At 72.5% G+C, this 13,766-nt stretch carries 10 protein-coding genes and 1 pseudogene; 5 read left to right on the forward strand and 6 right to left on the reverse strand.

All coding sequences use genetic code 11. The features are described from left to right. Positions 1–33: 33 nt before the first annotated feature. The 3 genes from F4556_RS22615 to F4556_RS22625 are packed head-to-tail and all read right to left on the reverse strand — an operon-like array spanning position 34 to position 3,060. Complete coding sequence (locus F4556_RS22615; RefSeq protein ID WP_184918974.1) at positions 34–1,245, reverse strand: DUF4350 domain-containing protein; 1,212 nt, start codon at positions 1,243–1,245, stop codon at positions 34–36. After that, positions 1,242–1,898 (reverse strand): DUF4129 domain-containing protein, encoded by a 657-nt coding sequence (locus F4556_RS22620; protein ID WP_184918976.1) that lies wholly within the window; start codon positions 1,896–1,898, stop codon positions 1,242–1,244. Before F4556_RS22620 ends, F4556_RS22615 begins: the two co-directional genes overlap by 4 nt. A 4-nt stretch (positions 1,899–1,902) precedes the next feature. Further along, the gene (locus F4556_RS22625) at positions 1,903–3,060 is read right to left on the reverse strand and encodes a hypothetical protein (protein ID WP_184918978.1); all 1,158 of its coding nucleotides are present in this window, start codon (positions 3,058–3,060) and stop codon (positions 1,903–1,905) included. A 215-nt stretch (positions 3,061–3,275) separates the two neighbouring features. Here F4556_RS22625 and mtrA point away from each other — a divergent pair, with 215 nt between their 5' ends. Genes mtrA through F4556_RS39520 form a run of 3 tightly spaced genes read left to right on the forward strand, consistent with a single transcriptional unit; the run spans position 3,276 to position 7,897 of the window. Beyond that, a complete protein-coding gene (gene mtrA, locus F4556_RS22630) occupies positions 3,276–3,953 on the forward strand; it encodes an MtrAB system response regulator MtrA (RefSeq protein WP_057236786.1) in 678 nt (225 codons plus the stop codon). 1 nt (position 3,954) lies between these two features. Beyond that, entirely contained in the window at positions 3,955–6,072 is a 2,118-nt protein-coding gene (gene mtrB / locus F4556_RS22635) for an MtrAB system histidine kinase MtrB (RefSeq protein ID WP_184918980.1), read from the forward strand. Further along, a complete protein-coding gene (locus tag F4556_RS39520) occupies positions 6,050–7,897 on the forward strand; it encodes an LpqB family beta-propeller domain-containing protein (RefSeq protein ID WP_184918982.1) in 1,848 nt (615 codons plus the stop codon). Before mtrB ends, F4556_RS39520 begins: the two co-directional genes overlap by 23 nt. Here F4556_RS39520 and F4556_RS22645 read toward each other — a convergent pair. After that, the gene (locus F4556_RS22645) at positions 7,885–8,574 is read right to left on the reverse strand and encodes a ComF family protein (protein ID WP_184918984.1); all 690 of its coding nucleotides are present in this window, start codon (positions 8,572–8,574) and stop codon (positions 7,885–7,887) included. The two genes, F4556_RS39520 and F4556_RS22645, sit on opposite strands and share 13 nt — an antisense overlap. 364 nt (positions 8,575–8,938) lie before the next feature. Between F4556_RS22645 and hpf the strand changes: the two genes are divergently transcribed. Both hpf and F4556_RS22655 read left to right on the forward strand, forming a co-directional pair. Further along, positions 8,939–9,631, forward strand: a complete 693-nt coding sequence (gene hpf / locus F4556_RS22650) for a ribosome hibernation-promoting factor, HPF/YfiA family (protein ID WP_184918986.1) — start codon at positions 8,939–8,941, stop codon at positions 9,629–9,631. Between the two features lie 224 nt (positions 9,632–9,855). After that, positions 9,856–10,524, forward strand: a pseudogene (locus F4556_RS22655) (response regulator); the annotation flags it as partial. Between the two features lie 25 nt (positions 10,525–10,549). Here the strand turns inward: F4556_RS22655 and F4556_RS22660 are convergent. Together F4556_RS22660 and F4556_RS22665 are read right to left on the reverse strand one after the other, a co-directional pair. After that, a complete protein-coding gene (locus F4556_RS22660) occupies positions 10,550–12,346 on the reverse strand; it encodes a flavin monoamine oxidase family protein (RefSeq protein ID WP_184918990.1) in 1,797 nt (598 codons plus the stop codon). 99 nt (positions 12,347–12,445) lie between these two features. Further along, positions 12,446–13,618 carry a winged helix-turn-helix domain-containing protein gene (locus tag F4556_RS22665; RefSeq protein ID WP_184918992.1) on the reverse strand — a complete coding sequence of 391 codons (1,173 nt, stop codon included), beginning with the start codon at positions 13,616–13,618 and terminating at the stop codon, positions 12,446–12,448. Between the last annotated feature and the right edge of the window lie 148 nt (positions 13,619–13,766).

Below are 13,766 nucleotides of genomic sequence, written 5' to 3' on the forward strand. Positions count from 1 at the left end.
TCTTGGTGAGGGGAGTGGGGGCGGCCTGCTCGGTCACGGCTGTCGTACCTGCCTTTCCAGGGCATCGAGTTGGTCGGTCAGCCGCAGCAGCGCGGCGTCGTCGGTGGGTGCGGCGCCGTACAGCAGCGCGTGCAGGTCGGTGGCGGGCTGCTGGACGCGGTCGGCGACGGCGGCGCACAGGGCGGCCGGGTCGGGTTCGCCGGTGCTGAGCGGGATGCCCAGGGCGGTGGCGATCCGGTGCCGGGCGGCCCGGCGCAGGGCGTCGGCGGCCCGGCCGCGGGCCTTCGACCGGTGGTAGAGCCTGGCCCTGCCCTCGGTGGTCTCGGCGGCGCGGACCACGACGGGCAGCTCCTCGGTGACCACCGGGCCCAGTCGGCGGGCCCGCCAGAGGGCGGTGAGCAGGGCGGCGATGCCGAGTTGCAGTGCGGCCCAGTTCCAGCCGGCCGGGATGAAGTCGGCCAGGCTCTTGGACTGCTCGACGGTCGACATGTTGCTGTAGTCCGGGAGGTACCAGACCAGTTGGCGGCGGGAGCCGAGCAGGCCGAGGGCGAGCGAGGCGTTGCCCTCCTCGTCCAGCCGGTCGTTGGTGAGAGCCCAGGCGCTGCCGAGCACGACGATCTCGCGGGAGCCCGGGTCGGTGTGTCGGACCAACGACGGGTGGCCGTCGACGGCGTAGCAGCCGACGTCGCCGTTGCCGGGTTCGTAGAGCGTGCCGCCGAGTTCGGCCCGGCCGGCCCGGGTGGCTTCGGGGAGCGAGCAGCCGGGGTCGACGGCGATCGGGTCCTCGTACAGCGGGCCACGGGCGGTGTCGGGGACTCGCTTGATGTCGGGGGTGATCGCGGCGAGCGCGTTGTTGTCCGGGCCGATCAGCACCAACCGGCTGTCGCTGCCTCGGTGTTGACGGCCGAGCAGGACGAGCTGACGGGACGGCATCGGGGCGGTGAAGGGGACGACCACGGTGCTGCCGGGCTCGGCGAGGGCGGCAGTGAGCTCGTCCTCGGTGGAGACCGTACGGGTCGTCAGGCCGCGTTCCTCCAGCAGGTGGAGGGCGGCCCGGGTGCCCTGCGGGTCGGTGTCGCGCGGGTCCAGCGGCGGGTACTCACGGTGTCCGCCGAGGCCGGAGATCAGCAGGGCGACCAGCAGGACGAAGGCCGCGGCGGCCAGGAACCACCGGCTGCGGCGCCAGAGTTGGGCCCAGCCGGGGAAGACGTCGACCGGGGTGGGGGCCGGGGTGGAGGTGGTCATCCGGCGGCTCCGGTCAGGGTCGGCCGGGCAGTGCCGACCGCCCGGTCGAGGTCCAGCAGCGAGTGGTACGCCGCCTGGTCGGCGGCGTGCTCGCCGTAGACCACGTCGTCGAAGGTGCGGGCGGCCCGGCGGAGCGCGTCGGCGTGCTCGGGCAGCACCCGTCCGGCTTCGGCGGCGGCCTCGTCGGCGGTCCGGCCGGGGCGGACGTCCAGCAGTGTGCGCTCCTCCAACCCCCGGATCAGGGCGCGTAGTTGCTCGCGTACGGCGTCGTCCCAGGCGCCCGCCGCGGCGTGCGCGGCGGCAGCTGCGCGGTGGTCCGCGGCGGTGGCGGGGCCCGCGCTGTCGAAGAGGGTGGCGGCGGTTCTGACGGTCCGTCGGGGCAGGCCGAACCGCCACCACAGGGCGGCCGCCAGCAGTGCGGCGACCAGCAGGAAGAGCACGGTGGCGGTCATCCCGCCGCCGTGCAGGCCGATCGTGCCGAAGGCCCGGTCGATCTGTTCGAAGATCCAGTCCTTGATGCGCTGCAGCAGGCTCGGGTCGTGCCGGTGGTAGGCCGGGTTCAGCAGTTCGGCACGGGCGGCGTCCCGGGCCGGGTCACGCCCGTCGGTGACCGGAGCTCCGTCGAGCGGGACCCATTCCCCCCAGTTGGGCATGCGGTCAGGTCCCCTGCGGCCCGTACTGGGCGGGGATGCCGGCGGCCCGGGTGAGCTCGATGTCCAGGCCCTCGCGGCGGATCCGGCGGTCGACGTAGAGCAGCACGTTGACGGCGGCCAGCACCGGGACGGTGAGGGTGGAGGCCAGGATCGCGCCGATCGAGACGATGACGATCATCGCGGGCGGCGCGGCGGCGGTCAGACCGGCGAACGGGCTGTCGGCGTCGTCCCCGGCGGCCCCGATGCCGAAGATGGCGGCCACGATGGTGAACGGGGTCATCAGGATCATGGCGAAGAAGAAGGCCAGCAGCTGCATCAGCAGCGTCACCAGGAAGGTGCGCCACCAGGCGTCCTTGACGAGCCGTCGGGAGCGGGCCAGCGCGGTGAACACGCCCTGCTTCTCCAGCATCAGCGCGGGCGCGGCCAGGCTCAGCTGGACGCCGATCCAGACCGCCGCCGCGACGCCGGGCAGCAGGAAGGTGCCGGCCAGCAGCAGGGTGCCGGGGGTGGGGTCGCCGACGGCGATGGCGATGATCAGCGGCAGCGCGGCGGCCGCCATGATCACCGCCACGATCAGCCCGGTGAGCAGGCTCAGCCCGGTCACCTTGAGCAGCTGCGGCCTCGCGGCGGCCCAGGCGGCGCCGATCGACACCGGGTGCCCGAGGATCGCCTTGCTGACCACCATGGTGAGCAGCGCGGTGGCCACGATGCCGAGCAGCGGGCCGAGCAGGTAGCCGAAGGCCAGCATGATCAGCGGGCCGACCGCGTCCGGCTGCTCGTACTGCCACCACTGGGCGACGGCCATCAGGCTCTGTTCGAGGGCGGCGACGCCGAGGCTGAGGCCGAGCGTGGTCCGCCAGTACGTGCGGACGGTGGTGAACGCGCCGTCCAGGATCTCGCCGACGCCGAGCGGCCGGAGCGGGATCACGCCGGGCTTGGGGCTGGGCGGCGGTCCCCATCCGGGCTGACCCCAGCCGGGCTGTGGTCCACCGGCCTGCTGACCCCAGCCGGGCTGCGGGCCGGTCTGGCCGTACGCTCCCTGGCCGTAGGCTGCGTCGTACGGGCCGGGGCCCGGGGTCGGGGGCACTGCTGCCGACGGGCCGGCGTCCTCTCGGGGCGGCTCGGGCGAGCTGGGCGAGGCCCAGCCCGGGGTGTCGGTCATCACGGCTCCCTGGCGGAATCGGTACTCTGTGCCGCCCATCGTGCCATGGTGGCGTTGGGCGATCGCAGGTCGGTCCGGGCGTGCATCGTGGACGTTCGGCCACCGGGACGAGAGCTGTGAACTTTGCTACTAAATGACCGACTTGGTGAGCCAAGGCGCGCCGGAATGGCACGGCTGTGCGGCAGGTCACAATCCGGTAATGAGAGGATGGACCCATGAAGGGACGCGTCCTTGTCGTCGATGACGACACCGCACTGGCCGAGATGTTGGGCATCGTGCTGCGTGGTGAGGGTTTTGAGCCGTTTTTCGTCGCGGATGGGGACAAGGCACTAGCCGCGTTCCGGGAGACCAAGCCTGATCTGGTTCTCCTCGACCTGATGTTGCCGGGGCGGGACGGTATCGACGTCTGCCGGCAGATCAGGTCCGAGTCCGGCGTGCCCATCGTGATGCTGACGGCGAAGACCGACACCGTCGACATCGTGGTGGGCCTGGAGTCCGGTGCCGACGACTACGTCGTCAAGCCGTTCAAGCCCAAGGAGCTGGTGGCCCGGGTTCGCGCCCGGCTGCGCCGCGCCGAGGAGCCGACTCCGGAGCAGCTGACCATCGGCGATCTGGTGATCGACGTGGCGGGGCACTCGGTGAAGCGGGACGGGCGGGGCATCCCGCTGACCCCGCTCGAGTTCGACCTGCTGGTCGCGCTGGCCCGCAAGCCCTGGCAGGTGTTCACCCGTGAGGTGCTGCTGGAGCAGGTCTGGGGTTACCGGCACGCCGCCGACACCCGGCTGGTCAACGTGCACGTCCAGCGGCTCCGCTCGAAGATCGAGAAGGACCCGGAGCGCCCCGAGATCGTCGTGACGGTCCGCGGCGTCGGATACAAGGCCGGGCCCAGCTGACGTGACGCACCAGACTGACGACTCCCCGTCGGGCACCGCCGCCGACGGGGAGTCCGCCGTGCGCGGGGACGTGCTGAGCTCGACCACCGAGGGCCACCGGCCCCGGAGCGGTCTGCGGGCACTGCTCGCGTCGGTGGTCCGTCAGTTCCGGCGGCCGGTCCACCGGCTGCTGGCGCTCTACCGGCGGTCGATCCAGGTCCGGGTGGTGGCGGCGACCCTGCTGCTGTCGCTCGCCGTGGTGCTGGTGCTGGGCGTGGTGGTGGTGGCCCAGGTCCGTACCGGGCTGCTGGACGCCAAGAAGCACGCGGCCCAGGGCCAGGCCAGGGGCGGCTTCGAGATCGAGCAGGAGAAGATCAACGACGCGATCAACCTGCAGGCCAGGGTCGGGGCGAACAACGACCCGACCCGCGAGGAGAGCAGCACCTGGCTGATCAAGCAGGTCTCCGACCTGGCCACCGGCGGTACCGGGGTCTACTCGGTGATCGCCCTGGTGCCGGGCAAGGGCACCGAGGCGAGCGCGGCCAGCGCGGGCCTGCGCGGCGCGTACTACTCCGGTGACATCCTGCCCAGTTCGATCTCCCCCGAGCTGCGCGCGCGGGTCGCGGCGGAGCAGTCGGTCTCGCACGAGCAGACCACGATGATCAAGCGTGACAGCCCGCCCTACGAGGAGCCGGGGCTGGTCATCGGCAAGCACTTCTCCGGTCCTGACAACGCCAACTACCAGCTCTACTACGTCTTCTCCTTCGGCCAGGAGAGCAAGACCCTCGACCTGGTCACCGGCACCCTGGCGACCGCCGGGCTGTTCGTGGTGATGCTGCTCGGCGGCATCGCCTGGCTGGTGGTCCGTCAGGTGGTGACCCCGGTCCGGATGGCCGCCGGGATCTCCGAGCGGCTCGCCGCCGGGCACCTGGAGGAGCGGATGAAGGTCACCGGGACCGACGACATCGCCCGCCTCGGCGAATCGTTCAACCGGATGGCCAACGCGCTGCAGGCGCAGATCCGGCAGCTGGAGGAACTCTCCCGGGTGCAGCGCCGGTTCGTCTCGGACGTCTCGCACGAGCTGCGCACCCCGCTGACCACGGTGCGGATGGCGGCCGACCTGATCTACGACAGCCGGGACGACCTGGACCCGATGGCGGCCCGTTCGGCCGAGCTGTTGCAGGGTCAGCTGGACCGGTTCGAGTCGCTGCTGGCCGACCTGCTGGAGATCAGCCGGTTCGACGCGGGCGCGGCGATCCTGGACGCCGAGCCGGTGGACCTGCGGGAGGTGGTCGGCCGGGTGGTCGAGGCGGCCGACCCGTTGGCGCAGGCCAAGGGCAGTGCGGTGATCATCCGCGGCGGCGAGGAGCCGGTGCTCGCCGAGGTGGACTCCCGCCGGATCGAGCGCATCCTGCGCAACCTGGTGGTCAACGCGCTGGAGCACGGCGAGGGCCGGGACGTGGTGATCCGGCTCGGTTCGGCCGGCGGCGCGGTCGCGGTCGGCGTCCGGGACTACGGCATCGGGCTGAAGCCCGGCGAGGCGTCCCGGGTGTTCCACCGGTTCTGGCGGGCCGACCCGTCCCGGGTGCGGACCACCGGCGGCACCGGCCTCGGGCTGTCGATCGCGGTCGAGGACGCCCATCTGCACGGCGGCTGGCTGCAGGCCTGGGGCGAGCCCGGTGGCGGCTCGCACTTCCGGCTCACCCTGCCGCGTACCCGGGGCGGCGAGATCAGCCGGGCCCCGTTCCGGCTGGAGCCGGAGGACTCCCGGCACAACCGCGGCCTGAGCTCCACCGGTGCGCCGTACCGGCGGGCCCGCCCGGCCGGGGCGACCGCGCTGACCGCGTCGGGCGAGCCCGGTGGCGAGGTCCCGGAGACCCCGGAGACGCCCAACGGTGGCTTCGGCAGCGGGCTCGGCGGGGTGCTGAGCATCGGCCCCGGCCTGGGCAAGGCGCCGACCGCACCGGTCTCCGACCCTTCGGACGTCCGGACCGCGGCGGCGGGGTACGGTGCGACCGGTGCCCAGGTGGTGGTGGACCGTTCGGCGGTCCGGCCGTCCGCCGCGCCGAAGGCGTCCGAGCACGACGCCGACCAGAGCGAGACGGAGGGGGCCGAGCGTGCCGAGGACGGACAGGACTGACCGGCGGGCCGTGGGCGCGCTCGGCATGGTGATCGTCTCGACGCTCACCGCGGGCTGCGTCGCGATGCCCTCCGACGGGTCGCCGGAGCGGGTCGAGCTCGCGCAGGCGGGCGGCTCGGAGAACCTCCAGGTCCGGGTCTTCCCGGTCGCCCCGCAGGCGGGCGACGGGCCGAAGAGCCTGCTGGAAGGCTTCCTGGGCGCCGCCAACGCGGACGAGCCCGACTACGTGACGGCCAAGGAGTACCTGACCGTGGCGGCCGCCAAGCGGTGGAACCCGGACGCCGGCGTGGCGGTGCTGGGCAGCACCTCGGTGAAGGACTCCGTCGACGGCGCGGACGAGACCCGGACCGAGATCCGGGTGACGGGTGATCAGGTCGCCTCGCTCGACGGCAAGCACACCTACCGGACGGTCCAGGGCGCCCAGTTCGAGCGGCAGTTCACCTTCGTCAAGGAGACCGAGGGCAAGAACAAGGGCCAGTGGCGGATCGACCAGCTGCCGGACGGTCTGATCATCGATCAGACCAAGTTCAAGAACGGCTACCGCGCCGTGCACCTCTACTACCCGTCCGCCGAGGACCCGTGGACCGACCGGCAGAACCCGGTGCTGGTGCCGGACCCGGTCTACCTGCGGGGCCGAATAGACCCGTTCACCTCCGCCGCCAAGGCGCTGGTCGAGGGTCCGTCCGGCTGGCTGGGCAAGGTGGTCGACCCGGTCTTCGACAAGACCACCAGGATCCGGGACACCGTCACGGTGAACGAGAGCGGTGTCGCCACCGTGCGGATCACCGTGCCGGACTTCGGCGGCATCCAGCCGCGCTGCCAGCAGATGGCCGCCCAGCTCTTCCACACCCTCTCCGGCCTGCAGGGCAAGTCCCAGCTGGTGCGGCTGGAGCTGCTCGGTGACCGGGGCGGCTGCCAGACCGACGCGGGTCGCACCGCGCAGATCGCGCCCGGCGCGCTGGCCGGCGGGACGGCCGGCACCCGGCAGTACTACCTGATGGGCAACGGGCAGCTGGCCCAGACCTCGGACGACTCGGCCAACAGCGTGCCGATGACCGGCGACCTCGGGCAGGAGAAGACGCCGCGGCCCGCCGAGTTCGCGGTCCGCCGGGACGGCACCGAGGCCGCCGTGGTCAGTGCAGGACACGACCGGCTGCAGGTGACCGAGGGCGGCAAGCTCGGCGAATCGGTGCTGCGCAGCACCCCCGCCGGGCCTGACGGCGGGCTGACCTCGCCGAGCTGGGACGGGCGCGGCTCGCTCTGGGTGGTGGACCGGGCCAAGGACGGCTCCGAGGTGAAGGTGATCCGCGGCAAGGCCGTCGTACCGGTCCGGATCGACGGCCTGGGCGCGCGCAGCGTGTACTCGCTCAAGGTGGCCTCGGACGGGACCAGGATCGCGCTGGTGGTGGCGGAGCCGGGCCACCCGAAGAGCCTGCTGATCGGGCGGGTCGAGCACTTCGGCACCCCGGCCGCGCCGAAGGCCGCGGTGACCGAGCTGCGGCCGGTCGGCACCGTGCTCAGTGAGGTGGTCTCGGTCTCCTGGGCCGACACCGACCAGCTGTTGGTGCTCGGCAAGGAGGACGGCAAGCTCCAGCAGCTGCACTACTTCGGCACCGACGGCTCGGTGAACTCCGACTTCGTGCTCCAGGGCGGCGACTCGATGTCCTCGGTCTCCGCCACCGAGGCGCGCGACGACCAGTCGGAGAAGGTGCCCCCGGTGCTCGCCACCTCCTCGGCCAAGCAGCAGATCTACCGGCTGGTCGGCAACCAGTGGCGCGAGATCCCGGACAAGTCCGGGTCCTGGATGTTCAGCTACCCCGGCTGACGCCTGCGGACCGCCGCCGCGACCGTGGCGGCGCCCCGGGGCGGGTGCCCGAGCGCGGTGAGCGCCCGGGCCGCCTCGGCCAGGGTGGCGCCGGTGGTCACCAGGTCGTCCACCAGCACCGGCTGACGGCCGGTCAGCAGCCTCGCCGCGCCCGGCCGGGGAGCGAGCGCGCCGTGCAGATTGGTACGGCGCTGCGCGGCGCTCAGCCCGGACTGGTCGGCCACCGCGCGGCCGTGCCGCAGCACCGGCGCGGCCCGGACCGGATGACCGCCCCGGCGCAGCTCCCGGGCGGCGGCCCGGGCCAGCCGCAGCGTCGGGTCGTGCCCGCGGGCCCGGACCGAGCGCCGGGTCGAGGGCATCGGCACCAGCAGCACGGGCCGGCCGTCCAGCAGCGGGTGGACGGCCCGGGCCAGCGCCTGCCCGAGCGGCCCGGCCAGCCGCAGCGCACCGCGCTCCTTGTGGGCGATCAGCAGCTGCCGGACCGGGTCCGCGTACGGGCCTGCGGCGTGCACCGGGGGCAGCCCGGGCGGGGCCGGCCGCGGCCCGGCGGGGCGTGCCTCGGCGGCGGTCAGGGCGGTGCGGCAGGCGGGGCAGAGCTGGGTGCGGCCGGTGCGGCAGCCCGCGCAGCCGGTGGGCAGCAGCAGGTCGAGCAGTTCGAACAGGAGGTGGACGGCCATCGCGGCCTCCTCGGGAGCGGCTGGGCCAAACGGTGGTCCGCCCTGGGGGTGTTGTCCAGGGGTTTACCGATGTTTCACCCCCAGGAGGGTAAACAGGGTGGAACAGCTGTATCGCCAGCGCTGCGCCACTACGTTGTTCGACCGGCACAAGACTGGGGAGGCGAAATCCCGGTGTGAGGTGTTCGATAAGGCTCCAAGGGGTTTCAAGCGTTCCTGGTGGGGAGGAAGTGAGGTGAGGGCCAGTCGCGCTCGCCGCTCCCGGCGAACCGCGGGGTAGGTGGCAGAGAGGTTGGTCCGGCTGGGTCTCAGTCCGGTCCGGTGAGCACTCCGGGTCGGCGTCAGCAACAAGGGATCGGAGTTCTGCGTGGACATCGTCGTCAAGGGCCGCAAGACCGAGGTGCCCAAGAGGTTCCGCGAGCACGTGGCCGAGAAGCTGGAGAAGGTCCAGAAGTTCGACGACAAGGTGATCAGCCTCGACGTCGAGGTGTCCAAGGAACACAACCCGCGTCAGGCCGACCGCTCCGAGCGGGTCGAGATCACCCTCCGTACCCGTGGCCCGGTGATCCGGGCCGAGGCCGCCGCCGCAGACCCCTATGCGGCGCTCGACCTGGCCTCGGCGAAGCTCGACGCGCAGCTGCGCAAGTCGGCCGACCGGCGCCGGGTGCACAAGGGCGGCAACGGCCGTACCCCGATCAGCGTCGCCGAGGCGACGGCCGCGCTCGCCAGGCTCCCCGAGGCGGAGCAGCCGAGCGCCGGGGCCAACGGGGCCGTTCGCAAGACCATGATGGGATCCCTGGAGGTGGAGGGCGACGGGCCGCTCGTCGTCCGCGAGAAGACCCATGGCGCCGCGCCGATGGCGCTGGACCAGGCGCTGTTCGAGATGGAGCTGGTCGGTCACGACTTCTATCTCTTCGTCGAGAAGGACAGCGGCCTGCCGAGCGTGGTCTACCGGCGGCACGGTTACCACTACGGCGTGATCCACCTGACCACGGACGGTTCGACCGTCGGTGAGGTGGGCGGCGCCGGTGGTGCGATCGGCGGGCCCGACGACGACTGAGCGGACCCCGCTGCGACAACCGAACAGCAGTCGATGAACGGGTGACCCCCGGCGGCCTCGGCCACCGGGGGTCACCCAGCTGGGCGGACCGACGGCGGAGGGTGATCAGGAGCGGCGCTTCGTGGAATGATGGCCGGACACTGACCGGTGACGGGGAGGCACGGATGGGGGAGCGATTCGGTCTGACGACCGAACAGGCCCGGGAGGCGGACTATCCGCCGCGCCGGGCCGAACCGATCCGGGTGCTGGTGGTGGACGACCACGCCCTGTTCCGCCGAGGCCTGGAGATCGTGCTGGCCGAGGAGGAGGACATCCGGGTCGTCGGCGAGGCGGGGGACGGTGCCGAGGCGCTGGTCAAGGCGGCGGACCTGCTGCCGGACATCATCCTGATGGACGTCCGGATGCCGCGGCGGAGCGGGATCGAGGCCTGCACCGCGATCAAGGACGTGGTGCCCAGCACCAAGATCATCATGCTGACGATAAGCGACGAGGAAGCCGACCTCTACGAGGCGATCAAGGCGGGGGCCACCGGCTACCTGCTCAAGGAGATCTCCACCGACGAGGTGGCCACCGCGATCCGGGCGGTCGCCGACGGGCAGTCGCAGATCAGTCCGGCGATGGCCTCCAAGCTGCTCACCGAGTTCAAGTCGATGATCCAACGGCGGTCGGACGACCGGGAGTTGGTGCCCGCGCCGCGGTTGACCGACCGCGAGCTCGAGGTGCTCAAGCTGGTCGCCACCGGGATGAACAACCGGGAGATCGCCAAGGAGCTCTTCATCAGCGAGAACACGGTGAAGAACCACGTCCGGAACATCCTGGAGAAGCTCCAGCTGCACTCCCGGATGGAGGCCGTGGTCTACGCGATGCGGGAGAAGATCCTGGAGATCGGCTGACCGGTCCCCAGGATCCGACGGGCCGTCAGCGGGCGTTGACCTCCAGGAAGGTGCGGACGGCGGACTCCAGCGCGCCCTCGATCCAGGCCGGCTTCAGGCTGGTGTGCTCGCCGGCGAAGTGCACCCGGCCCTCGGGGAGCCGGGCGGCCGGGTGGAGCTCGTGCAGCTGGCCCGGGGTCGGGATGACCGCCTCGCCGAGCGCGTAGCGGGCCCGGGCCCAGGACTGGGTGACCCCGACGCCGGTGAACTCGCGGCGGACCTGCGGCCCGAACAGCCGCTCCAGGTCGTTCAGCGCGAAGGCGTACCGCTCGCCCGGGGTCAGCGAGTCCCAGCGCATCGCGTCGTCAGCCCAGGTGTACGCGGCCAGCACCACGCCACCAGGGGCGCCGTCCGGGGCGTGCGAGGGGAAGTAGGTGAACCGGCTCGCGCTGTCCGAGACGCAGCCGCCGCCCGCGAAGCCGTGCGGGCCGTGCTCCCAGAAGCGGGTGCGGAACTCCAGCAGCACCTTGGTCGCCGAGTCGTAGTGCAGCTCGGCCACCGCGCGCCGCTTCGGGTAGGACATCAGCGGTTCGATCCGGCAGAACCGCAGCGCGCTGAACGGGATCGTGACGATCGCGTAGTCGCCCTCGAAGACCTCGGCCTGGCCGGTCGGCGCGCCGTCGCAGGACTCCTCGTCGCCGGTCTCGGCCGTGGTCTCGATCCGTACCCCGCCCGGCTGTTGGGTCAGCCGGGTCATCCGGCGGCCCATCCGGAGCTCGGCCGCCAGCGGCTCGGCCAGCTTGGTGGTGAGCGTGTCGGTGCCGCCCTCCAGCTCCCAGTACCGGTTGGTCGGGCTGATCACCGCGTGGTCGATCAGGGTCGGGATCAGCGAGTAGTGCAGCCGGGAGGTCATGTTCTCCAGCGTCCCGGCGGCCTGCACCGAGACCGGGTCCCAGCCGGCCTCCTCGCGCAGGAACTGCCGGGTGGAGTGGTAGCCGTACCGCTGGAAGATCCCGGTCCAGCCGTCCAGGCGCTGCCGGATGTCGCCGGGCCCCACGGTGACCCTGGCGAAGGCCTCGTCGACGGCCTTGGCGGCGGTGGTCTCGAACCGGGCACCGAAGGAACGATTCACCTCGGCGGGGGACTGCGCGTACGCGGCCCTGGTGGTCTGCAGGCCGTTGACCGCGAGGAAGCTGCGGAAGTTGGGGGTCGGCGGCTGGAACGGCCGCTCCGGCCCGTTGGACCAGGTCTCGCCGGTGAACGAGCGGTACGTCACCGCGGGCACCGCACCGGCGGCCCGGGTGCCCGGGGTGATGTCGGCGTTGTAGAACAACTGCCGCTTCAGGCCCAGCTTGTCGGCCAGTGCGAGCACCAGCGGGTGGAAGTCCGGCAGTCGCATCGCGCCGGCCTCGGCGTACTGCCGGGAGTCGGTGAACATGCCGCGGAAGGTCTTGATCCGGCCGCCGACCCGGCTGCCGTTGGCCTCGATGATCACGACCTCGTGCCCGGCCCGCTTGAGCAGGGTGGCCGCGGTCAGCCCGGCGACGCCCGCCCCGACCACCAGGACGCGTTTGCGCCTGGTGCCGGTGGTGGCGGGGCCGGGCGGGAGCTGACCGTCGATCAGGATCTTCAGGTACTCCAGGGTGAGGTCGGTCCGCTCGTCGTCGGCGACCATCAGCATCTCCCTGGCCAGCCCCCGGCTGACCGCCTCGTCGGCCAGGGGACGCGGCGCGGCCACCGAGCGAAGGGCGAACCCGGCGGTGCCCGCCGCGGTCGCGGCGGCGGCGGTGCCGAGCAGGGCGCGGCGGCTCAGCCAGGCCCGGGCGGTGGTGGTTGGACTCATCGTTGCTCCAAATGGTCGTGGTGCGGACACCACGGGGCAACGGTTCTTGATCGCCGACGACACGCCTGGTCGACGAAGATCACCCGAACTGACCAGCCGTCAGGCGAGCAGCTTCTCCACCGCCGGGCGCAGCGACTCGTCGTGCAGCGCCTCCACCCGGACGTCGGTGCAGCCGACCCAGGAGGCGGCCTCGCGCAGCGCCTCGGCCAGCGCCCCGACGTGCCGGGGCGAGGTCAGCGAGACCTGACGGGCCACCAGGGTGCGGCCCTCGCGGGCCGGGTCGACCCGGCCGACCAGGCGGCCGCCGGCCAGCAGCGGCATCGCGAAGTAGCCGTGCACCCGCTTGTGCTTGGGGGTGTACGCCTCCAGCCGGTGCGCCATGTCGAAGATCCGCTCGGTGCGGGGGCGGTCCCAGACCAGCGAGTCGAAGGGTGAGAGCAGCGTGGTGCGGTGCCGCCCGCGCGGTGCGGTCGCCAGCGCCGCCGGGTCGGCCCAGGCCGGGGCGGCCCAGCCGGCCACCGTCACCGGGACCAGACCGGTCTCGGGCAGCGCGGCGTCGAAGTGCTTGGCCTTGAGCCGGTGATAGTCCATCAGGTCGGCCCGGGTGGCCACCCCGAGCGCGGCCCCGGCCTGGGCGATCAGCTGCCGGACGCACTCCTGATCGGTCGGGTCCTGCTCGAACAGCTCGGTGGGGATGGCCTGTTCGGCCAGTGCGTAGACCCGCTTCCAGCTCCGCCGCTCGGTGCAGACCACGTCGCCGAAGGCGAGCGCCCGCTCCACCGCGATCTTGGTGTCGGACCAGTCCCACCACTCCGAGGTCCTCTTCGCGCCACCCAGCTCGGTGGAGGTCAGCGGCCCCTCCGCGCGCAGCTGGTCGAGCACCCGCAGGTAGGTCTCCTCGGTGACGTCGGCGCCCCAGAGGTGGCCGCGGCTGCGGTAGCCGCGGCGGCGGAAGGCGAACAGCGGCCACTCCTCGATCGGCAGGATGCAGGCCGCGTGCGACCAGTACTCGAAGGTGGCCGCCGAGCCCCAGTACGCCGACTCGACCGCCGGGCGGCCGACCGCGCCGAGCCGGGCGTACGGGATCAGCTCGTGCGAGCGGGCCAGCACCGAGATGGTGTCCAGCTGGACCGCGCCGAGGTGGCGCAGCACGCCCCGGACGCCGGCCCGGCGGTCGGGGGCGCCGAGCAGGCCCTGGGCGCGCAGCGCGATCCGGCGGGCGTCGTCGGCGGAGAGTTCGACGGTCGGGGCGGGAGAGCTCGGGGCGGTCATGCCCAGCAGCGTAGAGCCGGGGTCCGACAACCCGGGTCCGGGAACCAAGGACTCGTTCTGTACGTAACAACGAGCGCGAGGGGCAAGGACGGTGGCCCGTTTTGTCCGGACCAGGATGCTTTCGGGGGTTGTGCTCCCGCGAGTGACA

It is taken from the genome of Kitasatospora gansuensis, from assembly GCF_014203705.1.
Lineage (GTDB): Bacteria > Actinomycetota > Actinomycetes > Streptomycetales > Streptomycetaceae > Kitasatospora > Kitasatospora gansuensis.